23 protein-coding genes are annotated in these 24,811 nt (G+C 55.4%); 19 read left to right on the top strand and 4 right to left on the bottom strand.

Annotated elements, in window-relative coordinates; genetic code table 11:
* Positions 1-6: 6 nt before the first annotated feature.
* Positions 7-2,568, bottom strand: coding sequence for a DNA mismatch repair protein MutS (gene mutS / locus IYV58_RS21755; protein WP_004124242.1), 2,562 nt, complete (start codon positions 2,566-2,568; stop codon positions 7-9).
* 648 nt (positions 2,569-3,216) lie between these two features.
* Here mutS and IYV58_RS21750 point away from each other — a divergent pair.
* From IYV58_RS21750 to IYV58_RS21660, 19 genes are all read left to right on the top strand, one after another.
* Positions 3,217-3,756, top strand: coding sequence for a fimbrial protein (locus IYV58_RS21750; RefSeq protein ID WP_004124241.1), 540 nt, complete (start codon positions 3,217-3,219; stop codon positions 3,754-3,756).
* A gap of 79 nt (positions 3,757-3,835) precedes the next feature.
* Entirely contained in the window at positions 3,836-4,390 is a 555-nt protein-coding gene (locus IYV58_RS21745) for a fimbrial protein (RefSeq protein WP_004124239.1), read from the top strand.
* 75 nt (positions 4,391-4,465) lie between these two features.
* Positions 4,466-6,934, top strand: a complete 2,469-nt coding sequence (locus tag IYV58_RS21740; RefSeq protein ID WP_049115116.1) for a fimbria/pilus outer membrane usher protein — start codon at positions 4,466-4,468, stop codon at positions 6,932-6,934.
* Between the two features lie 25 nt (positions 6,935-6,959).
* On the top strand, positions 6,960-7,703 hold the full coding sequence (locus IYV58_RS21735; RefSeq protein WP_004124233.1) for a fimbrial biogenesis chaperone: 744 nt from the start codon (positions 6,960-6,962) through the stop codon (positions 7,701-7,703).
* 18 nt (positions 7,704-7,721) lie between these two features.
* Positions 7,722-8,351 (top strand): fimbrial protein, encoded by a 630-nt coding sequence (locus IYV58_RS21730; RefSeq protein ID WP_049115114.1) that lies wholly within the window; start codon positions 7,722-7,724, stop codon positions 8,349-8,351.
* Positions 8,351-9,403 carry a fimbrial protein gene (locus tag IYV58_RS21725; RefSeq protein ID WP_049115113.1) on the top strand — a complete coding sequence of 351 codons (1,053 nt, stop codon included), beginning with the start codon at positions 8,351-8,353 and terminating at the stop codon, positions 9,401-9,403. Before IYV58_RS21730 ends, IYV58_RS21725 begins: the two co-directional genes overlap by 1 nt.
* 9 nt (positions 9,404-9,412) lie before the next feature.
* Complete coding sequence (locus tag IYV58_RS21720; protein ID WP_087829849.1) at positions 9,413-9,961, top strand: fimbrial protein; 549 nt, start codon at positions 9,413-9,415, stop codon at positions 9,959-9,961.
* 22 nt (positions 9,962-9,983) lie between these two features.
* Positions 9,984-10,655, top strand: a complete 672-nt coding sequence (locus tag IYV58_RS21715; RefSeq protein WP_004124220.1) for a helix-turn-helix domain-containing protein — start codon at positions 9,984-9,986, stop codon at positions 10,653-10,655.
* A 104-nt stretch (positions 10,656-10,759) separates the two neighbouring features.
* A complete protein-coding gene (locus IYV58_RS21710; protein WP_004124217.1) occupies positions 10,760-10,969 on the top strand; it encodes a DUF4762 family protein in 210 nt (69 codons plus the stop codon).
* 70 nt (positions 10,970-11,039) lie between these two features.
* Positions 11,040-11,708, top strand: a complete 669-nt coding sequence (locus IYV58_RS21705; RefSeq protein ID WP_004124214.1) for a DsbA family protein — start codon at positions 11,040-11,042, stop codon at positions 11,706-11,708.
* Positions 11,709-11,710: 2 nt separating this feature from the next.
* Entirely contained in the window at positions 11,711-12,661 is a 951-nt protein-coding gene (locus IYV58_RS21700; RefSeq protein ID WP_004124211.1) for a lysophospholipid acyltransferase family protein, read from the top strand.
* Positions 12,662-12,670: 9 nt separating this feature from the next.
* Positions 12,671-14,782, top strand: coding sequence for a peptidase domain-containing ABC transporter (locus IYV58_RS21695; RefSeq protein ID WP_142446843.1), 2,112 nt, complete (start codon positions 12,671-12,673; stop codon positions 14,780-14,782).
* A complete protein-coding gene (locus IYV58_RS21690) occupies positions 14,779-15,939 on the top strand; it encodes an efflux RND transporter periplasmic adaptor subunit (RefSeq protein WP_004124205.1) in 1,161 nt (386 codons plus the stop codon). Before IYV58_RS21695 ends, IYV58_RS21690 begins: the two co-directional genes overlap by 4 nt.
* Entirely contained in the window at positions 15,939-17,882 is a 1,944-nt protein-coding gene (locus IYV58_RS21685; protein WP_004124203.1) for an ABC transporter permease, read from the top strand. Before IYV58_RS21690 ends, IYV58_RS21685 begins: the two co-directional genes overlap by 1 nt.
* On the top strand, positions 17,879-19,276 hold the full coding sequence (locus IYV58_RS21680) for a TolC family protein (RefSeq protein ID WP_004124201.1): 1,398 nt from the start codon (positions 17,879-17,881) through the stop codon (positions 19,274-19,276). The genes IYV58_RS21685 and IYV58_RS21680 overlap by 4 nt, the downstream gene beginning before the upstream one ends.
* The gene (locus tag IYV58_RS21675) at positions 19,263-20,516 is read left to right on the top strand and encodes a beta-ketoacyl-[acyl-carrier-protein] synthase family protein (protein WP_004124198.1); all 1,254 of its coding nucleotides are present in this window, start codon (positions 19,263-19,265) and stop codon (positions 20,514-20,516) included. The genes IYV58_RS21680 and IYV58_RS21675 overlap by 14 nt, the downstream gene beginning before the upstream one ends.
* Complete coding sequence (locus tag IYV58_RS21670; protein WP_195321964.1) at positions 20,513-21,319, top strand: MaoC family dehydratase; 807 nt, start codon at positions 20,513-20,515, stop codon at positions 21,317-21,319. The genes IYV58_RS21675 and IYV58_RS21670 overlap by 4 nt, the downstream gene beginning before the upstream one ends.
* Before the next feature lie 16 nt (positions 21,320-21,335).
* On the top strand, positions 21,336-21,587 hold the full coding sequence (locus tag IYV58_RS21665) for an acyl carrier protein (RefSeq protein ID WP_142469466.1): 252 nt from the start codon (positions 21,336-21,338) through the stop codon (positions 21,585-21,587).
* A 1-nt stretch (position 21,588) separates the two neighbouring features.
* Entirely contained in the window at positions 21,589-22,320 is a 732-nt protein-coding gene (locus tag IYV58_RS21660) for an SDR family NAD(P)-dependent oxidoreductase (RefSeq protein ID WP_004124193.1), read from the top strand.
* A gap of 26 nt (positions 22,321-22,346) precedes the next feature.
* On the opposite strand, the gene IYV58_RS21655 is transcribed toward IYV58_RS21660, so the two are convergent.
* The 3 genes from IYV58_RS21655 to IYV58_RS21645 are packed head-to-tail and all read right to left on the bottom strand — an operon-like array spanning position 22,347 to position 24,799.
* A complete protein-coding gene (locus tag IYV58_RS21655; RefSeq protein WP_049115105.1) occupies positions 22,347-23,612 on the bottom strand; it encodes an HD domain-containing protein in 1,266 nt (421 codons plus the stop codon).
* On the bottom strand, positions 23,578-24,066 hold the full coding sequence (locus IYV58_RS21650; RefSeq protein ID WP_049115104.1) for a hypothetical protein: 489 nt from the start codon (positions 24,064-24,066) through the stop codon (positions 23,578-23,580). Before IYV58_RS21650 ends, IYV58_RS21655 begins: the two co-directional genes overlap by 35 nt.
* Positions 24,059-24,799 (bottom strand): winged helix-turn-helix domain-containing protein, encoded by a 741-nt coding sequence (locus IYV58_RS21645; protein ID WP_142469464.1) that lies wholly within the window; start codon positions 24,797-24,799, stop codon positions 24,059-24,061. Before IYV58_RS21645 ends, IYV58_RS21650 begins: the two co-directional genes overlap by 8 nt.
* Positions 24,800-24,811: the final 12 nt, after the last annotated feature.

Raw genomic sequence — 24,811 nt, 5'->3', positions numbered from 1 at the left:
CGAGAACTATACCAGGCTCTTCAGGCGATAGATCCACTCCAGCGCCTGGCGCGGAGTCAGCGAATCCGGGTCAAGATTCTCCAGCGCTTCAACCGCGGGCGAGGTCTCTTCCGGAGCGGAAAGCAGCGACATCTGGGTACCGTCCACCTGCGTGGCGGCAGCGCTCGGCGCGATGCTTTCCAGCTCGCGCAGCTTCTGCCGCGCGCGCTTAATCACCTCTTTTGGCACTCCGGCCAGCGCGGCAACCGCCAGACCGTAGCTCTTACTGGCCGCACCATCCTGCACGCTGTGCATAAAGGCAATAGTATCCCCGTGCTCCAGGGCATCAAGATGGACGTTGGCCACGCCTTCCATTTTCTCCGGCAGTTGGGTCAGCTCGAAGTAGTGGGTGGCAAACAGGGTCAGGGCTTTGATCTTATTCGCCAGATTTTCCGCGCAGGCCCACGCCAGCGACAGGCCATCGTAGGTCGAGGTACCGCGTCCAATTTCATCCATCAGCACCAGACTATGCTCGGTGGCGTTATGCAGAATATTAGCGGTTTCGGTCATCTCTACCATAAAAGTTGAGCGGCCGCTGGCCAGGTCATCCGCCGCGCCGACGCGGGTGAAAATACGATCGATAGGGCCGATGTCGACTTTTTCCGCCGGAACGTAGCTGCCGATATACGCCAGCAGGGCGATCAGCGCGGTCTGGCGCATATAGGTACTTTTACCGCCCATATTCGGACCGGTGATAATCAGCATTCTCCGCTGCGGGGCGAGGTGCAGCGGGTTGGCGATAAACGGCTCTTTCAGCACCTGCTCAACCACCGGATGGCGGCCTTCGCTAATCCGAATGCCCGGCTTATCGCTAAAGGTCGGGCAGCAGTAGTTGAGGGTCTCCGCGCGCTCGGCGAGGTTCACCAGCACATCGAGCTCCGCCAGCGCGCTGGCGCTCTGCTGCAGGTCGCCAAGATGCGGCAGCAGCATATCGAAAAGCTCATCGTACAGCTGCTTTTCCAGCGCCAGCGCCTTCCCTTTGGAGGTCAGCACTTTGTCTTCATACTCCTTCAGCTCAGGAATAATATAGCGCTCGGCATTCTTGAGGGTCTGGCGACGGACGTAGTGGATCGGCGCGTGCTGGCTCTGGCCGCGGCTAATCTGGATGTAGTAGCCGTGGACGGCGTTGTAGCCCACCTTCAGCGTGTCCAGCCCCAGACGCTCGCGCTCGCGAACTTCCAGTCTGTCGAGATAATCGGTCGCGCCATCGGCCAGGCCGCGCCACTCATCGAGTTCCGCATTATAGCCGGGGGCGATAACGCCGCCGTCGCGAACCAGCACCGGCGGCGCATCGATAATCGCCCGTTCCAGAAGTTCGCGCAGCTCGCTAAATTCCCCCATCTTTTCCCGGAGCCGCTGCACCGGCGCGCAGTCGACGTCGGCCAGCATGGCGCGCAGCGCCGGCAGCTGCTGGAAAGCGTAACGCATACGCGCTAAATCGCGAGGGCGGGCGGTGCGCAGCGCCAGGCGGGCCAGAATACGTTCGAGGTCGCCGACCTGACGCAGTACCGGCTGCAGTTCGGTGTAATGTTCCTGCAGCGCGCCGATGGTCTGCTGGCGCTCTACCAGCACGGTGGTGTCGCGCGCCGGCATATGCAGCCAGCGCTTCAGCATACGGCTGCCCATGGGGGTCACGGTGCAGTCGAGTACCGAGGCGAGGGTATTTTCAAAGCCGCCGGCCAGGTTCTGGGTTATCTCCAGATTGCGGCGCGTGGCCGCATCCATAATGATGCTGTCCTGCTGGCGCTCCATCGTGATGGAGCGGATATGCGGCAATGACGTGCGCTGGGTGTCTTTGACGTACTGCAGCAGGCAGCCGGCGGCGCACAGGCCGCGCGGGGCGTTTTCAACGCCGAAACCAACCAGATCGCGCGTGCCGAACTGGAGATTGAGCTGCTGGCGCGCGGTGTCGATTTCAAATTCCCACAGCGGACGACGGCGCAGGCCGCGGCGACCCTCAATAAGCGACGACTCGGCAAAATCCTCCGCGTACAGCAGCTCGGCGGGGTTGGTGCGCTGGAGCTCGGCAGCCATCGTTTCGCGGTCAGCGGGCTCGCTCAGGCGAAAACGCCCGGAGCTGATATCGAGGGTGGCGTAGCCAAAACCTTTGCTGTCCTGCCAGATGGCGGCCAGCAGATTGTCCTGGCGTTCCTGCAGCAAGGCTTCATCGCTGATGGTTCCCGGGGTCACGATGCGGACGACTTTGCGCTCCACCGGCCCTTTGGTGGTTGCCGGATCGCCAATCTGTTCGCAAATGGCCACCGACTCGCCCTGATTCACCAGTTTGGCCAGATAGTTTTCCACCGCGTGGTGCGGGATCCCGGCCATCGGAATCGGTTCGCCCGCGGAAGCGCCGCGCTTCGTCAGCGAGATATCCAGCAGCTGCGACGCGCGTTTCGCATCGTCATAGAACAGTTCGTAAAAATCACCCATCCGGTAAAACAGCAGGATCTCCGGGTGCTGGGCTTTCAGCTTGAGATACTGCTGCATCATGGGGGTGTGGGCGTCGAAATTCTCTAATGTACTCATCTGTTATTGATGTCCATTTTCTTACGTTTTAACGCGTTAGCGGAGTTTATTGTTTTCATGACGTCGCGCTATTGCTCATCGGTTCCCGTGACATTGTGCTTTTCTTTTCATTGACACATAGGCCGCATGATAACGGAGTCTTCAGGTCAGGAAAACAAGAAGGCGCGATGGGCCCATGAATCGACTTCCCCGCCTCTTAGCCGCTGCGTAAAGTCCATTGCGTGGGCTGCTTTTTACTATCCCTATATCAGGAAAAGCCATTTGTTAATAAATTGTGATCTATGTTACAATTGCTTTACTGCGAATGTCGGTCCTCTATCATTTATTAATTACCTGACGCAATTTGTTTTTAGGATATATCTCAGGGCTCTGCGAGTTAATTTCCTATGGTGGCATTGTTCGCGAGGTTAAATCTTTTTTTAATTCCCCTGTAAATGTATCTCTTTTTACCTAAAAAATGATTTGTTAGTATTTTTGTCGACCAGGGGATCTGGCTTTAATTAAATTATTAATATTAATTAATAGTCTAATTATTGAAACGGATTTTTCGGTGATGCGGAGGGCTGGAAATTGTTGGGTGAATAGACTTCGGCAATTTTATAGCTCCTTACTCTTTTAGGATAAAAATTTATAACGCAGGAATTTTCTATGAAACTGAATAAAGTTGCTATGGCTGTGGCATTAACTGCTGCTCTCGGCTCAATGTCTGCACTGGCTGATACCACGAATGGTCAGATTGAGCTTCAGGGTGAGCTGGTGAATACCGCGTGTGGTTTAGCTCCGTCGTCCAGCCCGGTAACCGTTGATTTTGGTCAGGTTCCAGTTTCCCTGCTGCAAGGCGGTGGTCAGGCAACTGAAACCAAAAACATCGAGCTGCAGTACTGCGATACCACTATCGCCAGCAGCGCCGTTGTTTCCTATACCCCGACTTCGGTTAACCCGAACGATCCTACTCTGGCTGCATTTACTTCTGGTACTGCATCCGGTGCAGGTATCGGCCTGAAAGACAGCGCTAGCCAGACTGTAACCTGGGGCGCGCAGACCACTCCGGTCACCCTGGTTGATGGTACTAACACCATTCCTTTCGTGGCATTCCTGAAAGCGGAAGCGGCAGCGAGCGGTTCTACCACCACCGTAACTGCAGGCGCATTCCAGTCAACGATCAATTTCACTATCGATTATCAATAATCGATTTTGAATTATCGCTCGCGGGGAGATTTCTCCCCGCGATATTGGAGTAGGTGCCAGATAATATGGAATTCTGAGTATGGTTAAGGATACAGAGAAAAAGAGACTGATGGCGTTATTGGTATCGGGATTACTCTTTTCCGGACATGCTTCGAGTACTAGTTTTACGCCTGGACAGCTGGCTCTTTCGGGGGAGCTGGTGGCTGCCGCATGCGATATTGATCCTAATTCACGGGAGCTATGGGTAGATTTCGGTAACATTTCCGCTCGCGATATTAATAGCGATCAAGAAAGTAAGCTTATCCGGCCTTTTTTAGTGCGCTTAATTGGCTGCGCCTCTTTCGGCAGCGTAAATCAATCAACGCCAGGCGCTTATGCCACGATTACTTTTACCGGAAATGCTTCATCGCAGGACCCGACAGTATTAATTCCGGATGGTGAAGGAAAGGGTTTTGGTATCCAGATTCGCGATCGACATGGGGAAATTTTAACGTTTGGAGAACCCTCATCGGGATATCTCCTGAGTGATGAGAATAATACGCTGAAATTTACCGCTACGCTGGTGCCGGTTCAGCAGCATATTAAGGCCGGGGATTTTTACGCCGTCACTCGTTTTTTTATGGATTACAACTAGAAACAAGCCAGCGATTGCTGTTGGAGCTTGTTTGTCGCGCACGATATTTTACTGAATGATTCGGGATGAATAGTCATGTCAGCAGAACAAAAAATAAAAACAATCCTCTCTCAGATGCTTTTTTTCTGCTGTACCTCTATGGCATACGCCTCAACCGACGTCGAATTTAATACTGACGTACTGGATGCGGCCGATCGCGACAATATCGATTTAACCCGTTTCGCCACCGACAACTATGTCCCGCCGGGCGAGTACTTATTAGATATTAAAATAAATGGCCAGGCGGTCGGGCAGCAAAAGGTTCGCTATCTGGCTTCTAAAGACCAGAAGCATACCCAGGCCTGCATTAACGGCGAAATTCTTGCCAGATTGGCGTTGAAAGAGGAAGCGCAGCAAAAGGTCGCACAGCCGTTTGCCGATTGCTATGACCTGCTGAGCCTTCCTGGCGCCACCCTCAGTAACTACGCCGGGGTGCTGGACATCACCGTCCCGCAGGCGTGGATGAAATACAACGATCCGAACTGGACGCCGCCGGAGCGCTGGGACCAGGGGATCGGCGGATTTTTGCTCGATTATAGCCTGACCGGGCAATATACCCGCCAGCTTGATATGCATGAAGATTACAGCACCCTGAGCGGATACGGTCAGACCGGGGTTAACCTCGGCGGCTGGCGCCTGCGCGGCGAATATCAGACCAGCTATTACAGCGCGACGCATCAATTTGATTTCGATATGAATCAGATCTACGCCTACCGTCCGCTGCCGATGATGGCGGCAAAGCTGACGGCGGGGGAGATCTATCTTGATTCTCAGGTCTTCGACACCGTGCGCTTTACCGGGCTTAATCTCGCCAGCGATGAGCGTCAGCTACCGCCAAACCTGCAGGGGTACGCGCCGGAAATTCGCGGCCTGGCCAAGACCAACGCCAAAGTGACGGTGAAGCAGAGCGGGCGCATCATTTATGAAACGACGGTGCCAGCCGGGCCGTTTAATATTCAGGATTTACGCAGCTCGGTGCGCGGTACGCTGGATGTGCAGGTGGAAGAGCAGGATGGCTCAATTTCGACTTTCCAGGTTAACACCGCCAACATTCCTTATCTTACGCGTCCCGGCTACGTGCGCTACAACGTGGCCATCGGCGCGCCGTCCCGCTATAGCCATAAAATTCAGGGCCCCGGTTTTGCTTCCGGCGATTTCTCCTGGGGGATCACCAACGCCTGGTCGCTGTACGGCGGGTTACAAAGCGCAGGGGCTGAATATACCGCAGTCTCCGCCGGTATTGGCCGCGATCTCAGCGTACTTGGCGCCCTCTCGCTGGACGCCACGGAGTCCTACAGCCAGCAGTCAAACCAGAAACGGCTTAAAGGAACCTCGTTTAAGCTGAGCTATGCAAAAACGTTCGACGAATATAATAGTTCCATTACCTTCGCCGGATATCGCTTCTCGCAGGAGGACTTCCGCTCTTTCTCGCAATATCTCAACGAGCGCTATGAGGGTTACGACAGTCTTGGGCGTGAAAAAGAAGTCTATACCATCACCGGGAATAAAACGTTCTGGGCCGATGAGCCAGGCAAAGCAACCACCGTTTTTCTGACCTATACCCATCAGAATTACTGGAATCGAAGCAGCCAGGATCGCTACGGCATCTCGTTAGGGCGCTCGTTTAACGTCGGTAATATTCGCGGGATCACCACCAATATTTCGGCCTACCGTTCGGATTACGAAGGGCGGAAAGACGACTCTATTGCTTTCTCGCTTTCCATTCCGGTTGGCGATAGCAAATGGAGCGGTCTCGACGTGCAGACCAATAACGGCAAAACCAGCCCGATGCTCTCCTATACCGACAGCAGCGACTACAACAACCTGTGGCGTCTGCGTGCCGGAGCGAGCCAGAGCGGCTATGCCAACGTCGACGGCTACTATCAGCGCCGCTCGCAGTACGCTGAAATCAACAGCAACGCCAGCTATCAGCAGGATCACTATCTCTCTCTGAGCAGCACCCTGCGCGGCGGCTTTACCGCGACCCGGCACGGGGCGGCGATCCACAACAGCGGCGCGACGCTCAACACGGCGCGCGTAATGGTGAACACCAACGGCATAGGCGACGTGCCGCTCAATGACGGTAAATCAAGAACCAATAATTTCGGCATCGCCGTTATTCCGGACATCGTGAGCTACAACAGCTTTGATACCCGGGTTGACGTTGATGCGATGTCGGAATCCATCGAACCGGCAAAAGCCATCAGCACCGCCACGCTGACCGAAGGCGCTATTGGCTATCAGACCTTCGGCATGGCGCAGGGCGAAAAAATGATGGGCATTATCCGCCTGGCTGACGGTACCTATCCGCCGTTCGGCGCCGAGGTTATCAACGGCGATGGCGTAAGCGTATCGATGATTATGGAAGGTGGGCAGGGATGGCTGGCAGGGGTTAATCCTCAGGAACTGCTAAGCGTAGTGTGGAGCGGGAAAAAGCAGTGTCAGATTGCCATCCCGCCGACCATAGAGCGTCGTTCGACAGCCGCGCTATTGCCGTGTAAATGACAGTGACAGTAATAAAAGGCCAAAAATGAGCATAACAAGCAACAAACTCTGCTGGATAGGCGTTCTGATGCTGGCGGCGGTAAGCGGTACCGCGCAGGCGGGGGTTTCGCTGGATCGCACGCGTCTTATCATCACCGGTAAAGATAGCTCGGCGAGCGCCAATTTAACCAACACCAGCCCGGATATTCCGTTCCTGGCGCAATCGTGGGTGGAGGATAGCAAGGGCAACAAGATTACCTCTCCGCTGGTGGTGCTGCCGCCTCTGCAGCGGATTAACGGCGGGCAAAAAGGGGTAGCGCGGGTCACCAAAACTGACGGTATTAATCAATTACCGCAGGATCGGGAAAGCCTGTTTTATTTAAGCGTGCGCGAAATTCCGCCCAAGCCGGATAAAGCTAACGTCCTGCAGTTAGCCATGCAGTCGCGGATTAAATTATTTTTCCGCCCGACCGCCATTATTCCCAAAAGCAAAAGCGAGATTTGGCAGGACCAGGTCGTCTTTCAAAAGAGCGGCAATAAGATGACTGCGCAAAACCCGACGCCTTACTACATCACCATTATTAGCCTGTCCCGCGTTAAGGGTGAAAAAATCACTAAGTTCCCGGGAATTATGATTGCGCCGAAGTCCAGTCTGGAGTTCAGCGTGACCGATGGCGGCGTTAGAGATTTTGCGATGATGTACGTGAACGATTATGGCGGACATCCAGAGCTGAAATACCGCTGTGAAGGAAACACCTGTAAAGCGCTGCCGCCATCGCAGCAAGGGTAATCAAAGAGGAACCTGATGATGAAAACGCGTCTATCGCTTTTAGCACTGTTTGTATTCGGTATCAGTATGCCAGCGCTGGCCGACGCTGATATTCCGCTACAGCCGCAGCACTACAACCAGGATCATCAGGGGGAAGATGGCGGTAACGTGATATTCAATGGCTCCGTTTATGCCTCGCCGTGCGTGCTGGCGCCGCAGAGCCGCCTGCAGATTATTGAGATGGGCGAAATCAGCGCCCGTCGTTTCCATCAGGCCGGCGATCGGAGCCAGCCGGTGCTGGTTCGCGTCGAGCTGAGGGATTGCCTGAAAGGCGCATCGCAGGCGCGCGACAGCATCGCCTCACGGACGACGGGTAGCAGCAAGCATCTCTACACCACCGGCGAGCAGGCGGTTCAGCTCACCTTTATCGGCGAGTCGGATGAGCATAATCGCCAACTGCTGCGCCTGACCGGCAGCATCTCAGGAGCCGGTATTCGCCTGCTGGATGTCAAAGAGCGGGCGCTGGATATTAATCAAACGCAGCCGCCGTTTATCGTGAAAACCGGCGACAGCAGCCTGACGTTTATTGCCGTGCTGGAATCGACCGGGCGAAACGTGACCGCAGGAAACTTTAGCGGACTGCTGCGTTTAAAAATGGAGTATCTCTGATGGCGACGAGGGTTATCGGGCGGAAATCTTGCATCACGCTATTACTCTGCGGCGGCTTATTCTCTCTCGACGCCAGCGCGGCGGTGGAAGGGGAAATTACGCCGGTTGGCGGACCTAAAATGTACAATATCGACGTCGCCAACCAGGATATTACCAATAACAGCATTGGGGCGACGATTCCTTATGTCTTTTCATTGGGCGGACAATATTCTGGTATCGCCAGCTGCACTATTCCAATGGAAGACCAGGCGATTTATTACTCTGCGACCGCCTCGCTGCTGCAGCAGGGCAGCTCGCCGGGGTATTTAAAACTCAATGATTATATGGATGTGAAAATTGAGATTTATATCCGCGGCCAGCGCATGGAATATCTTCCGGTCCCTTTTAATAATGAGTCAAACCAGGCTTATCAAAATAAATGCGTACCGCCAACTACCCAGTTTAACAACTTCGAGTCCGGCGCTCAGGGGCGGGTAACGTTTATGATCACCAAGCCGATTGTCAACGGCGTTAACCTGCTGGGTACTGAAATCGCCAAGCTTTATGGGCGCCTTGGGAATTACAGCGCAGGGATGGGCAGCACTCCCATGTCAATTGTCTCGATTAATTCCGGAGTCATTACCGTTCCGGATAAATGTATTGTCAACTCAGGATCGCCGATCGTCGTTGATTTTAATACCATCCCCAGCGCGGGCTCGCTGCTTAACGGCAGCAATTACAGCCAGTCCGTGCCGATTCAGGTGAAGTGCGAAGGGGGGAGTTTCGCCACCGGCAATTTAAATATTCGCCTCGGAATTCAGCAGGCCAATACCGCCAGTTTTAACAGCGATTATTTAGGCACCACCGGCGCCGTCGACCGCTCCAATCTTGGCATTATCCTGAAAGATTCCGGCGGCAGTTTAGTCGCCGCGAATAAGTTTTATGACGTGCCGGGTTTTAATAACAATCAGGGAACCTGGAATTTGACCGCCGCGCCGATTGCCAATGCCGGAACCAACGTTCTCGAAGGGGATTTCCAGGCATCGGCCACCGTGGTCGCTGAGTTTCAGTAAGGGGACAGCATGCGTCAACTCATCGCATCAATGATACTCATATGTTCGCTACCCGCGGCCGCTCCTGCGCATGCCATCGGGGAACTGATCGGCGGCGATTTAAACTTCAAAGGAACCGTCGTTGCCCATGGTTGCAGTATTGTGCCTTCATCAAAAAACATCACCGTGGATTTTGGCCAGATTTCAACCCGCACGCTTTATGCGGAGGGAAAATCGCAGCCCAAAGCGTTTGTTATTGAACTCCAGGATTGCAGCACCGATGTTTTTAATTCCGTCACCGTGACCTTTAGCGGGACGGAAAATGCCAATATGAGCGACCGCCTGGCGATTACGCCGGTCGCGCCGCAAACCGCCAGCGGTATTGGCATTGGTTTTGAAGAAAGTAACGGCACTGCGATTTTACTCAATACGCCGACGACCGCCGTCGCGATTTCCGATGCCAACATGCAGCTAAATTTTAAAGCGTTTGTTGAAGGGGAACCGGACGCCTTGAGTAACAAAACCCTGGAAACCGGCGCCTTCCAGGCAACAGCGAATTACACCCTTAATTACCAGTAGAATAGATCAAGGATGATGATAAATGAGCCGTCGTTTCTTTCTCTACGATAAAAATATCTTTTTCGCCGAAGGCGTGCGTTCTGTGGTTGACGATCTTGCCATGCATGAAGGCGACTGCGCGTTCACAAGGCTCGACCATTTCTCTGAGTTGATTAACACCCTGCGTCTGCCTAAGCAGAAAGATGAACTGCGCTGGGTCCTCTGCGATGTCGACAGCTTGCCGGACGAGCGTTTTAACGCGCTTTACACCATTAAAGAGCACTACTGCCGGGAGAATCAGCAACTGGTTATTTTATTAAGCGAGAACAATATTTCTCTGTTCTTTGCGCTGCATTCGCTACTTCCGGAGGCAAGTTGGTTATTAAAAAATGAATCGCTGGATAACTTTTTTAAATTTATTGAAAATGCGGACGCTATGGTGGCAAAGCAGATCTTTTTTAGCCGCTCGTTAATTAACTATACTCGACAGAAATGGTTAGCCAGAGATTTTAATAACAGTATCTCCAGTGATGACTGGTGGTTAATGGAAGAAATATTCAAAGGGAAATCATTGTCACAAATTTCCTCTGAACAAAAAATTGATGTTCGTCGCCTGAGCCGCTGTAAACGGGGGCTAATGAAAAAGTTAAACGTTAAAAACAACGTAGAGCTGTTTAATATTTTCAAGTGCATCGTCGCCACCCCCTGCGTATAGCAGCGTATAAATTCTGACATCGAAAGAATTACTGGCAGGTATCTAAGCCAGTAGGTAAGTGTAAGAAAAATACATTTTAATATAAATAGTTAAGGATCTAACAAATGCAAAAATTAAGTATGATTGAAGCATCAGCGATTATTGGTGGATGCTGCAAGGAAACTTGCACCAGCTCGTATGAGACCGTGGTGGTGGGCGGTGTTTCAACCTGTAAACAAGTAACCACCTGCACCGATAAGCACGGCAACTCAACCGTGACCATGAAAGATGCGTCCGACGGTATGTGCGTAGTGCCGAATCGCATCCGTCAGTAATTTCTGCTGCGGTATATGGAGGGGAAACCCTCCATATATTTCTCCGTCGTTTTCGCGAGCCTGGTATCAAATGAAGATAAAACCTATTACCGCTGTTGGCTATACGTTTCTGGTGGCATTAATTTCGTCGCTGATTACCGTGCTGTGCTATCACATTTTTGTATTTAATACGTTTGCATCGGACAGCAGCGAGCCTTCGGCCCTGCGGGAAATTGACAGCGCAATCGTTGCCAGTAGCCCAATAAAACATGACAGCAGCATTATTGAAGTGATGTCCTATGGCTGTCACTACTGCGCGTCGAACGAGGAAGATATCGAAAAATTCGCTGCCTCATTACCGGCGGAGAGTACCTTTGAAGTTATCCATATCACCGCCGAAAGAAACGGTCTGGCAATTTATGCGCCGGTTTTTGCCACCCTCGAAGTCATGGGTATTGAGCGCCAGATGCGCGACCAGGCTTTCAACGCGGTAATGACCCGTGGAGTAAATTTAGCTGATGATGAAGCGCTTAACGGCTGGCTGAAAAAGAACAATATTGATGTCGCGAAATACCATCAGTTACGCCAAAGCAAAGCCGTGGCCGAGCGTCTGGAATATATGGCCAAAATCACCGAACTCTATGATATTAACGCGACGCCGCTGTTTATTGTGAATAAAAAATACGTCGTGGCGAAGGATCGTCAATTTCCTGAGTTTGCCGATTATATGCGCCAGCTGTTAACTCAGGACAAGGAGTAAGCGTGACGCGCTTTCTGATCGTCTGGAGCGTCTTCAGCGTAAGAAAATGGTCCGCGCAGCTGAGCTGGCGCTATCGGCCCTTTACCGGCTACGGCCAAAAGGTGGTGCGTTGGGTCATGCGTTTCATCCCTATGCCGCTGCTGTTGCTGACGGCTCGCGCGCTATGCAGGCTGCGTCTATTGGGGGGGCAATACCGCGGGCGCACCGCCGTGGCGACGCAAAACTACCGCTGCCTGACGGGGGCTGATGGTCGAATCGATGCCGCATGGATAGCCATGCGCCGCCAGCTGCTGGAGATGGGGGCAACCTGGGGACAACACCCGGCCACCCTGGCCCAGATGCAGGCATGCACGCGAGCGCTTGATGCCGTTGTCGCCCCGCTGGCGGCGCAAAAGATCCCGGTCGTTCTGGCGCCGCTGCACTGCGTTTCCGATATTTTAGCGGCGATGGTCGGGGCCGGCGTGACGCCGGGGAAGGCCAGCGTGGTGGTCTCTTCCAGCGCGGAGAGCTATACCGTCGCCAGCCGTAAAATGGGCGGCGTCGCGCTCTCTTATTGCTCCATCCACCAGGATAATACGTCGCTTGCCAGCGAGCTTATGGCGTTAATGAGCAACGTATCGGAAGGGCGGGAAAATATGATTATTTTCCCCGATATTCCTGCCGATTATACCGTGCAGACCCCTGAAGCGCAGTCCGGAAAAATAAGCTGCCGGATCTTTGGCCGCCCGGCGAAATTGCATAGTGGGGTACAGCGCTTTTCTCGCATCGTATCGGCGAAGGTGGTTTTTTATCACCTCTATTATCAGCAGGGGATAAAAATAAAAATCTATTCCCCACTGGCGCCAAAAGAGGTCGCGGCGAATCTACCGTCGATGCTTGAAAACACCCTGCGTGATTATCCGCAGGATTGGCTTTTATGGCACAGCCATTCGCTCTATTTTATTAATCACTGACCCATCATCATGAAAAAGATTATCCCTGATATGGTTTTCCAGGAAGAGACCAATGAATGCGGTCTCTCCTGTATTGCGATGCTGGCGCAAACCCAGAATATTCAGTGCTCTCTCCCGGCTTTGCGGGAGATTTTCCCGGCCTCCGACCATGGGACATCGTTAAGCGATTTATCCGTTATCCTGCAACAGCTCGGCATCGCCACCGCGCCGGTGTTGTTCGATCACGATGAAATCCATGCGCTGCCGTTCCCCTCCATTTTGCACTACGGCGCCAGCCACTATGTCCTGCTGGCCTGGCGAAAAGGGGATTACGTCTGCGTCATGAATCCGGCGATTGGCCAGCAGTGGCTGCCTTTCTCGGCGTTGAAAAAAGAGATAAGCGGCTACGCGCTGATCCTTGAAGAGTCTCCCGGCGTTATTGATCAGCAGGCGCCTGTTATTGCCGGCGCGCAGCAGGAGATGCCGCGGGCGATGAGCCTGAAGGAGACCGCGGCGGTGCCGGGCATTTATAAACTGATGCTCTTGACCTTCCTGGTGTCGCTCACGCTGTTTTTAATGCCGACGATGGTCAGCCGGGCGATCAATCAGGCCTTCTCTGACGTTCAGAATACGTCGTTTCCTTATTTATGGTTCATCCTCGCTTTTGTCATCTCCACGCTGTTAGCGCTGGGCGTCAGGGTCATTAGCGAGCGTTTTATCCGCCGCTTTGTCCTGCTGAAGAGCGATATCGGTTTTTCCCGCTTACTCAATAATCCGCTGCATTTTTTTGAAAAACGCGCGCCGGGGGATGTGTTCAGCCGCTTTATCGCCTGGCAGGGCGGGATGCTGCAAAAAATCGAGCTGGATAACGGCCTCCGCTCGGACTGGATCATCTGCGTTATCGCTATCGGCATCATGTTCTGGATCTCTCCGGTGCTGGCGCTGATTTCCGCCGTGGGCATTGTGGCGATGGGGCTGATTAGCGTCTGGGCTATCTTTCGCGACCGCTGGTATACCCAGCAGCTGCAGCTGAAAAGCGCGACGCTGAATGACTTTTTTATGGAAACGCTACAGGGCGTGTTAACCATCAAAACCGCCGGGCTGGAAACGCAGCGTAAAGCGCAGTTTGCCCGCCTGTCCCATGACCTTTTCACCTGCCTCCAGCGGCAGAAAGTCTACCAACAGGTCAAAGAGGGACTGTATCAGCTGACCGGCAGTCTTGAGATGGTGGTCTTTATGCTGGTGGTGCTGCCGCTGGTGCACGCCAGGCTTATCTCTCTGGGCGACTTTTTCGCCTATAGCTTTTTACGGCAGATTTTTACCTCCTACGTCACGCGCATCTTCTATGCCGTGATTCGCAAATCACAGCTGCACGTGATCGATACCCGCGCGCAGGGCCTGTTTACCCGCCATGAGCTGGCCGCGCCCCTGTTTGCTTCGCTCAGCGGTGGGACGGTTCCGCGGCTGGCGTTTGAGCAGGTGAGCTTTCATTACAGTCCGCAGCGTCCGGTGCTTAATGCCGTCGATCTCGCGCTGGAGCCCGGCGATCGGGTGGCGATCGTCGGCGATTCCGGCGCCGGTAAAAGCACCTTGCTGCGGCTAATGGCCGGTCTTTTTTCCGCACAGCATGGACGAATTCTGCTGAACGGCGATGAGGCGAGCGCGCAGCAGCTGGCGTCTCTGGTGTGGCTGCAGAGCCAGGAAGACATCCTGTTTAACGCCTCGGTGCTGCAAAACATCACCCTGTTTGACCCGTGGTACAGCGACGGCGATCGCGGGCGGGTGGAAGCCCTGGTCAACAAAATGGCGCTGGGACCGGTGGTTCAGGCGCTGCCGGGAGGGATGGAAGCGCTGATCCGCGAAAGCCATTCGGCGCTCTCGTTAGGCCAGCGCCAGCGGCTGATGCTGGCGCGGGCGCTCTACAGCACCCGACCGATATTGCTGTTCGACGAGCCGACCGCCAATCTTGATGATGAAACCGCGGAAACGGCGATCGCCGCGCTGTGTCAGCACTGCCGCGAGCATGGCAAGACGCTGATCGTGGTGACGCACAGCGAATCGATCCTGCATCATTTCACGCGGGTTTATCGTCTGAATGAAGGCGAGCTGCACGATATCGCACAGGGAGAGGTGGGCCAATGAAGACAGGACTATTACGCCGCCGTAAGACGTGGCTGTTGGCGTTGGTCGCGATCCTCGCCGTTATCGCCGCTGTTTTTTACCCGCGCGCGTTTCCGGCCCAGGCCGAGGCGCTGGATACCGTGGCGCTCGATCGCGGGGATATCGAAAAGGTGGTGCTGGCGAGCGGGATTATCAAACCCGCCGTCCAGGTGAACGTCGGCGCCCAGGTGAGCGGTCAGCTGCGCAAGCTGTACGTGCGACAGGGCGAACGAGTGCGCAAAGGGCAGCTGCTCGCCGAAATCGACCCGACGCTGCAGCTTTCCGACTTACGCAACGCCACCGCGCAGCTGGCCAGCGCCAGAGCGCAAAAGCTGGCGTCCGAGGCCACGCTGGTGCAGTACCGCAAAGCGCTGGCGCGCGAGCGGGCGATGAACCGCGATGGCTCCGGGGTGAGCAGCGATCTTGAACAGGCGCAGGCGCAATATGCTGCGCAGGTTCAGCAGATCGCGGTCAATGAGGCGCAGATAGTGCAGGCGGAAATGAGCGTGCAGACCGCCAACGCCAATCTCGGCTATACCCGCATTCTCGCGCCCATGGATGGCGAAGTGCTGGGCATCGTCACCCGTGAAGGGCAAACCATCGTCTCCTCGCAAATTGCGCCGACCATTCTGGTGCTCGCCGATCTCGATAAAATGCAGGTCCAGACCCGCATTTCCGAAGCCGATATCCAGAAAATCCATCCGGGACAGCCGCTGTGGTTTTACGTTATTGCCGATCCGCAGACGCGTTACGAAGGGGAGCTGGGCTATGTCCAGCCCGCGCCGCAGGAGGCGCTGGAAGATCAAAACGCCGGCGCTTCCGCCGGCAATCAGCAGAGCAGCGCCATTTACTATAACGGCACCTTTGAGGTGGATAATCGCCAGCGATTGTTGAAAACCTCGATGACCGCCCAGGTGTTTATCCGTATCGCGCAGGCGAAAGATGCGCTGCGCGTGCCGGTTGCCGCGCTGGGGCGTTCGCTCGGCGATGAGCGCTACCTGGTGATGGTGCAAAAGGAGAACGGCAGCGAGGAGCGAACCGTCCGTATCGGGATTAACGACCGCCAGTATGCGCAGGTTCTTGAAGGGTTGCAGCCCGGCGAACGGGTGGTGATCCCCCAGGACGCGGGGTCTGTGTGATGGTTAAGCCGTTAATTATGCTGAACAACGTCACGCGTCATTTTGTTGCCGGGACGCAAATTATTCCGGTGCTGAAATCCGTCTCCCTGACCATTATGCCCGGCGAAATGGTGGCGATTATGGGCGCTTCCGGCTCGGGTAAATCGACGCTGATGAACATTATCGGCTGTCTGGATAAGCCCAGCGGCGGTGAGGTGTATATCAACGACATCGCCATCCACCAGGCTGATAGCGCGGCGCTGGCGGAGCTACGCAGCCGCTGGCTGGGGTTTATTTTTCAGCGCTACCACCTGATGCCTTATTTGACGGCGGAAGAGAATATTGCCATCCCCGCGCTCTATACCGCGATGCCCGCCGCGGAACGCCAGGCGCGCATTGCGCTGCTGGCAGAAAAGCTGGGCATTGATGGGCGCTTACAGCATAAACCCGCGCAGCTTTCCGGCGGCCAGCAGCAGCGGGTCAGCGTCTGTCGGGCGCTGATCAACGGCGCGCAAATTATTCTCGCTGATGAACCCACCGGGGCGCTGGATAGCGTCAGCGGCCGGGCGCTGATGGACGTTCTGCACCAGTTGAACGCCGACGGGCACACGGTGATTATCGTGACCCACGATCGCGAGGTGGCGCAGCAGGCGCAGCGGATCGTCGAGATCAGCGATGGGCAGGTGGTCGCTGACCACGCCTATAGCGCGCGGGATAACCGTGACGTCCAGCGGCTGCCCGCGGTACAGGATAACGGCCGGGCTTCGCTATCGCGCAGTATCGGCGAGTCGGTGCGCATGGCCTGGCGCTCACTGCTGGGGCATCGGATGCGCGCCTTTCTGTCGATGCTGGGGATTATCATCGGCATTTCGTCCGTGGTTTCCTCAATGGCGGTGGGAGAAGGCGCCAGGCAGAGCATCATGAACGAGATCGGCAAGCTGGGTAATACCACGCTTGAAATCCGCCCCGGCACCGGCTGGGGCAGCAAGCGCACGGATATGGAGCGGGCGCTGTCGCTGGACGATATCGCCAGCCTCGGCAAGCAGCCCTGGGTGCTGGGGGTATCGCCGATCGTCTCCAGCATGACCACCGCGGTGCGCCGGGGTTTTGATTCCTCGATTATTCTCTCCGGGGTTTCCGCCGACTATTTCTCACTGCAGGGGATCCGTTTTCTGCACGGCAACGGCTTTACCCGCCGCGATGTCGACGATCGGGAGCCGGTACTGGTGCTGGATGAAACCAGTAAAGAGACGCTGTTTCCCGGCAATGAAGATCCGCTGGGCAAAATTGTGCAAATCGCCGGCGCGCCGTGGCGGGTGATCGGTATCGCCAGCAAGCCTGGGCCGAAGGTGGTCAGCGGATTTATGTCGGCCTGGATCCCCTATACCTCGCTACTGCAGCGGATTTCCGGCGACAAGCCGCTGGAGGCGCTGACGCTGCGCTTTCAGGAAACCCTGTCGCCGCAGGATGCGGCGCGCCGTGCGGAAAGGCACCTTATCCGCGAGCACGGCAAAAAAGATTTCTTTGTCCAGACCGACGAACAGCTCGCCAAAGCGCTGCAAAAAACCTCCGACTCCATGTCGCTGCTGATCACCGCGATTGCCGCTATTTCATTGCTGGTCGGCGGCGTCGGGGTGATGAACATCATGCTGGTTTCGGTAACCGAACGTACCCATGAGATTGGCATCCGGCTTTCGGTCGGCGCGCGCCCCTCGGACATCATGCATCAGTTCTTAATTGAGGCGGTGATGATCTGCGCCCTCGGCGGGCTAACGGGCGTTTTAGGATCCTGGGCCGCCGGCAATCTGTTCGCCCTGCTGACGCAGGAGTTTTCCATGGTCTTCACCTGGCTGCCGGTAGCGATGGCCTGCGGCTTTTCCGCCCTGATTGGCCTGACGTTTGGCTATTTTCCAGCGCGCCGGGCGGCGCGGCTGAACCCTACGGAGGCGCTGGCCCGCGAATGAGACCGCTGACATTATTACCGTTCATTGTATTGCTAACGGGCTGCGGCAATTTGACCCGTAGCGACTATCAGCGCCCGCTGCTGTCGGTGCCGGAAAGCTGGCAGCGGACGGAGGGGCAAAGCAACGCGCTCCCGCCGGAGAAAGCGCCACGCTGGTGGGATCGTTTCGGCGACCAACGCCTATCGCGGGTGGTGGATCAGGTGCTGGAAAGCAACAATGATCTGGCCGCTGCCGCCTTAACCCTTAAACAGGCGCGCCTTTCCGCCGGGCTAACCCAGACCAATATCAGCCCCGACGCGACCCTGAGCGGCACCGGCAGTAACTCAAAGCCGCTGAACAGCGGCGGGTCGCAGGAGAGCTATAGCGCCTCACTGTCCCTGAGCTATGAGCTGGATCTGTGGGGCAAGCTGGCGCGGATCCGTGAACAGAGCGAATGGGAGGCGATAGCCAGCGAGCAGGACTACCGGGCGACGATCCTCTCGACGATTGACACCACCGCGCAGCTGTACTGGAACATCGCGCTGCTGAATCAGCAAATGACCTGGCAGGCGGCGAGTCTGGACATCGCCAGACAGACGCTGGCGCAGATTGAGTCCTGGCAGCGAGCGGGGAAAGTGGGCCTGCTCGATGTGCTGCAGGCGCGGCAGACGATCATCAGTCGCCAGAATCAGCTGCTGAGCCTGAAGCAGCAGCGGGCGATTTCCCGCAACGCGCTGGCGCTGCTGCTCAACAGACCGCCTGCTCAGCACACCGATGAGTCCTCCTCGCTGGATGTGCGTCAGCATATCGCCATTGCAAGCAGCACGCCGCTGGCCGCGCTAGCCAGTCGGCCGGACCTGCAGGCGGCGGAATCCCGCCTGCGGGCGGCGCTGGCGGGCTCAGATGCCGCGCGGCTGAGCTTCTATCCCACGCTGTCGCTGCAGGGAACCCTGAGCGCCGGCAGCCAGATCTTTCACCAGTGGTTTAACGACCCGCTGCGCACCGTGGGCAGCAGCGTTTCTGCGCCCTTTATCCAGTGGAACACGGTACAGCTCACCGTCGAGCAGGCCAGCGTGAAGGTGCAGCAGGAGGCGGTTAACTTTCGCCGCACCGCCTATACCGCGCTATCGGAGGTGGATAACGCGATGGAGAAGCGGCTGAACGCCGATGAGCAGCGCGAACGCTTGCTGCAATCACTGCAGCTGGGCGAACAGCGCCTGGCGCTCACCGGGAGCCGCTACCGCTCCGGAGCGGTGGATTATCAGACCCTGCTGAACGCCCAGGATGCGCTGCTTGATGTACAGAACAGCCTCGCGCAAAACCAGTACGACTATCTTTATGCCACTTTGCAGCTTTGGCTGGCGCAGGGAGGCAATTACCCGCAACAGAGGACATCCCAGAATGAGTCACAGTAACTCCCCTTATCGCGTGGTGATAACCGGCTATGGCGCGGTGACTCCCCTTGGCGATAGCGCGGCCGAAAGCTGGCAGGCGATCGTGGATTATCGACGCGGTTACCGCTATGTGGATCTCTCGGCTAACGGCATTCACACGCATTTCATTGGTCAGGTGGAGAACGAACCCAGCCTCAAGGGCGTACCTGCCGCCATTCGCCGGCGTCTGCCCCGTCACGCGCGCCTGGCGCTGGGCGCCGCGCGGGAAGCGATAGCGATGGCCTTTGCTGGCGAAGCCCCCACCGGCTTTTACGATCCGCTGATGTGCGGCGCCATCATCGGTTCCGGTTGGGCGGGGCTCGATGAAAGCTACCTCGCGGTACCGGAGTTCGAGAAAACAGGCGTTGCATCGCCTTTCAGCTGCTTCTTTTCCATGCCGAACGTGACCACCGCGGCCTGTAGCCAGCTGTGGAATTTACGCGGTTATCAGAATACCCCGGTCGCCGCCTGCGCCACCGGCACTATTGCTATTGGCGAGGCCTATGATGCGATTCGCTTTGGCCGCGCCAGCATGATGCTCGCCGGCGCCGGGGAGTCGTTAAACAGCGTTTGCGCCATCTGGAATATTGATGTGCTCGGGGCGCTGAGCCGGGAAACGGAATCGCCGGAACGGGCCAGCTGCCCGTTTAGCCTGCAGCGCAGCGGATTTGTGCTTTCAGAGGGCGGAGCGGTGCTGTGTCTGGAAGAGCGCGAGAGCGCCCTCGCGCGCGGGGCGACGATCCTGGCGGAAGTCACCGGCTACGCCAATTTTTCCGACGCGGTGGATTTTACCTCCCCGGCGGAAGACTGCGTGGCCCGCGAGCAAACTATCCGTTGGGCGCTGCGCGCCGCGGATCTCCAGCCCGCCGACCTCGACTATATCAACGCCCACGGTACCTCCACGCCGCTCAACGATATTAACGAAACGCGGTCGCTGAAAAAGGCGCTGGGCGACGAGGCGTATCGCATCCCGGTCTCCAGCACCAAAGCCTACTCCGGGCATCTGATCGCCGCCGCGGGGAGCTTCGAGACCATCGTCTGTCTGCAGGCGATGGCGGCGGGGCTCATGCCCGCGACGGCGCATTTAACCCAGCCAGACCCGCAGTGCGATCTCGACTATATCGCCGAAGGGCATCGTCAGGGTGAGATCCGCCGGGCGCTAAATCTGAGTTTTGGTTTCGGCGGCGCGAACGCCGCGCTGGTACTGGAGAAGCACGCGTGACGCGGCTGCGCTATACCCTTGCGGACGCCAGGCAGTGGGCGGCGTTTTCCGGCGACGATAACCCCATTCACTTCGACCTCGCGGCAGCGCGCGCGATGGGCGACGGCCGGCTGAGCGTCCACGGCATGCGCGCGCTGCTCGACGTGAAGCGCGACGTCCAGTTGCGGCTGACGAACCCACCCTCCGGTCCTGAACGTTACCTGAAATGCGTGGTTCGCCTGCGCAGGCCGCTATGGTGCGATAGCGACTGGCTGCTAACTCCCGGCGCCGCGAAAAATCGCGTCTTGTCCGCCGCGTTGGTCAGCAGCCCGCAGGATGATGAAGTCTGTTTGTCATGCCAGATGAGCCTCGCCGCCGGGCCGGAATCGCTGGTGGGTAAGCAGCCCAGCGGCGTCGCGCCAAAGACGCTGCTCGCGTTGCAGTCCCACTTCAACAGCACATGGCCCGACCTGGCGCAGTGGCAGTTTCTTGACGCGCTGCTGTTTCGCCAGCTTATTAACGATCCCGCGCTGCTGCGTCAGGAGAACATCGCGGCCCTGCTCGGGCCCGGGGAAACCTCATTGCAGCAAATATTTACCCGCTATCCGGTGCTGCAAACCCACCAGGAGGTGGTTTTCGATGCTCGTCTTGCGGGCAAAGCGACGCCGATCTGGTCCGAATCACTATCGCTCTGGCTGCTGCCCTCGCTGGTGGTCGGCCAGGTTGAGCAGGGCGCGCTGGTACGCATCGCGGCGGCGGCGCAGTTGGATGATCTGATAATGACCAATATGGTCACGCTCAAAGTTGGCCCAATGACGAATTGATAATTAAGGATAATTTATGATTGCCTATGATGATGTTCTACAAAAAGTGTGTGAAATGATTTGCGATGCGAAAGACCTGGAACCGGATGAGATTGATGAGAATACGCCGCTGGTTCGGCTGAAGTTGGACAGCCTCGACTACGTCGAGCTCATGGTGCTGGCAAAACGTGAATTCAATATCACCCTGGAGGCGGACTGGTTTATTCACAATCCAGGGATAACGCTTGGCGAACTCTGCCAGCACATCAGTAAAGAGTCAGGCAGCTAATATGGCACAAAAATGGATACTGATTACCGGAGGCAGCCGCGGCATCGGTCGGGCGCTGGTCACCGGCCTGGCGCAAAGCTGGAACGTGGTATTTACCGGACGCGATGAGGAGGCGATGAACGCCACCCTGGCGGAGTGTGAAAATTCAACCCACCGGGTGCGGGGATACGCCTGCGACGGCAACGACGAATCGCGGGTGGAGCAGCTTGCGCAGACGCTGCTGGCCGAGCGGGGGGCGCCGGAAGCGATTATCCACAATGCCGGGATAGCTCGCGACGGCCTGCATATTCACCAGAACGCCGCGCTCTGGCGCGAGGTTTTGGACACCAATGTGATCTCAATGCTGAACTGGAACCGGGTGCTGCTGCCGGCGATGCTGATGCAGCGGCGCGGCTCCATCGTGATGATGTCGTCGGTCAGCGCGGTAAAGGGCAACGTCGGCCAGACGGCGTATGCCGCGAGTAAAGCGGCGATGGGCGGCATTGCGCGCTCGCTGGCGCTGGAGGTTGGGCGCTTCGGTATTCGCGTCAACTGCCTGGCGCCGGGCCTGATTCGCACGGAAATGCTCGAAGAGATACCCGCGCAAAAATTAAAAGAGATGCGCCAGGCGATACCGCTGCGCAGATTGGGCGAAACCCACGATGTGCTGCAGGCGGTGGCGTTTTTAATCGGTGAGGGGAGTCAATATATGACCGGGCAAACCCTGGTTCTGGACGGCGGATTGAGCGCCTGAGTCGTGCGATCAGACCGTTTTAGCCTCTAAACGGAGTGAGTGAGTTGCGCAATGCGATTCACTAACTTTTTTATTTCGCCCGCGGTAGCACGGTAGATCTGAATAATCTGTGAAGAATATTGCGCAATCAGAGACAACATCAACGGGGGAATTTCCTCTCCCGGATTATTTTTAATTAACTGCGCCAGCGATTTCTCTTCCGCTTTTGGCCCATTGAGCGCATGGACCACCCGTCGACTTACCGCAATAAGCATGGCTTCCGGTTGCAGGGCTTTATTATGCCACTGCGCCGACGCGGGATCATTTTGCATGGCCAACCACTCAGAAATATCATCAATACCTTCAATGAGATAAAAATAACGCTGGGCTTTATCCGATGACCCCACCCGCTTTGGCGGCGGGCTATGATCCAGGCAGGAAATATTATGCAGTAATCCGCCAATCTCTACTTTTAGGGCTTGCGTGGCGCTCATCTCCATTTTTGTTGCCAGATAACCGGCAATATGTCCGACGGCCGCGGAGTGCCACGGCGTCTGCTGGCTGAACTGATCGATAATAAAAGAGACCAGCTCGGCAATATCGCGAAGGTTGTGCAAAGAGAGCGTGTCGTTATGGACGCCGGAGATCGCTTTAATGTAATCGCGATAGTCGGTGGAGGCCATAACCGACCAGAAATAGTCATCGGCGGAGAGGATTCGGAAGGCCTGAATATATTCTTGCTTATAGAGAATGGGGGCGCCGGCGGCGGCGATGTCGACCAGCCTTTTGCTTAATAATGGGATATGTTCGGTGCGGTGCTGGCAATACAGAACATCCAGTCGGTCAGCGAAGAATAACAAATGGCTCTCTTCGGGCACCTGCTCGCCTTCACTATAATGCCCAAGACCGTTGCGCCAGTGGGTATGGTGATAGCGAACGATTTTGTTGAGCGGACGAAACAGCGGAATGCGGCTAAGTAATTCGCTGCCGATGAGCGCATGATGGTTGTCTTCGTTATCAATATAGTTAAGCGGTTCAAGACGCGATTTTTCATTTAATCCTCCGACATCATGAATGAGCGCCGCCAGAATGGTTTTACGCCGCTGGGCCGCAGAAAAATCGACTAACTTAGCCAGATGCGATGCGATAAACGCCGTTCTGACATGGTGCAGATTGAGCCGGGGGTTAATCATATCAATGATATTCGCGATGCTGCCTAAGGTTGGTAGTAAATGTATCGTCATGATATCGGTATAATTAAAATTAATGAGATGAATCTCAATCAATGATTGTATTCTGACGCTGGCAACCATATTGTGGGAACGTTTGATTGCCGAATAAAATAATATCATCATTAACGTGATTGATATAGATGATTTGATCATTAGTTTGGTTGCCAAAGAGATTTTGCCGGGCGATATTTTCAGGCGTATTGTCGGCGTGATGGCGAGTGATTTGCGAATCAATGATATAAAAGAGATGACTGGTCGCGGTGGTTCTTTTTAATGTGATAGCGATGGTGCGGGAGACAATGTATTTATCGCCATTGCTGGTGAGCAAACCCTCAAGGCTGATTAAAAGACGGTTATTAGAAAGCTGGGCGGATAGCAAGCCCTGTGAGCGGAGAATATTCTCATTTATATCCTCAGTGAGATCGTACTGTGATTTACAGGAAAAGGTGTCATGGCTGTGGATATCTATATAGAGGAACGCAGCGAATACCAGCGTCAGGGCAGTGGCCAGAAATATTACAGCGTATTTACGCATTTTTTATTTCCTTATAGTAGTAACTGTGGCATTGCTGGTCCTTCATATCACATTTGAGGATGAATATATCCATATAAATACCTAAGCCTTGTTGCTGATTTAATTGTCGGTTGAAAAGGTAGATTTTCTTAGGCGTCGAACAATCAAGCCCAGAGGGGAACAGTTTTTTATTGCTGAGTATTTCGTGCGTGCGCTGGGCGCCAGAGCCATAAATAGTACATTTATCCTGGATGAAAACCAGCGTAGAGGGCTGTTTTTTAAACATAAAAAAAGATGAAAGCAGCAGCAGGCCTGTCAATGCCAGGATAAAAGATATGACCGCTTTGCGATGCTGCAATAGCAAACTACGCTGGGGCAGTTCGGCGGTAAGCATCGGGAGCGTGAAGGAGGATGAATAATCATTATCGCTGGTGATAATGACTTCCTCAGAAATCTTAAAGCCGATTCGCGGTACCGTAATAATCACATTTTTCTCAATGCCCAGATCGGCAAGACTACGACGCAGCGTTGAGATGTATTGATTAAGATTGCTATTTGAGGGCCTGGCGCCATATTTCTCAAACACCGACTGAAAAATATCAACGCGAGAAATAATATCCCCTCGGTACTGTAACAGATTGGTAAGGAGGCGAGTGGAAGTCGCAGAGAGTTCAATACAATCACCGGTCAGCAGATTGACCAGGGATGCTTCCTCAGTATCAAATGTAATAAATCCCTCTATATCGAACCGCATTTTTATCTCCGC

Origin of the sequence: Klebsiella sp. BDA134-6 (genome assembly GCF_015601345.1) — a bacterium.
Classification (GTDB): domain Bacteria; phylum Pseudomonadota; class Gammaproteobacteria; order Enterobacterales; family Enterobacteriaceae; genus Klebsiella; species Klebsiella grimontii.
Note: the sequence above shows the minus strand (reverse complement) of the source record. Positions and strands in the feature narration are given on the sequence as shown.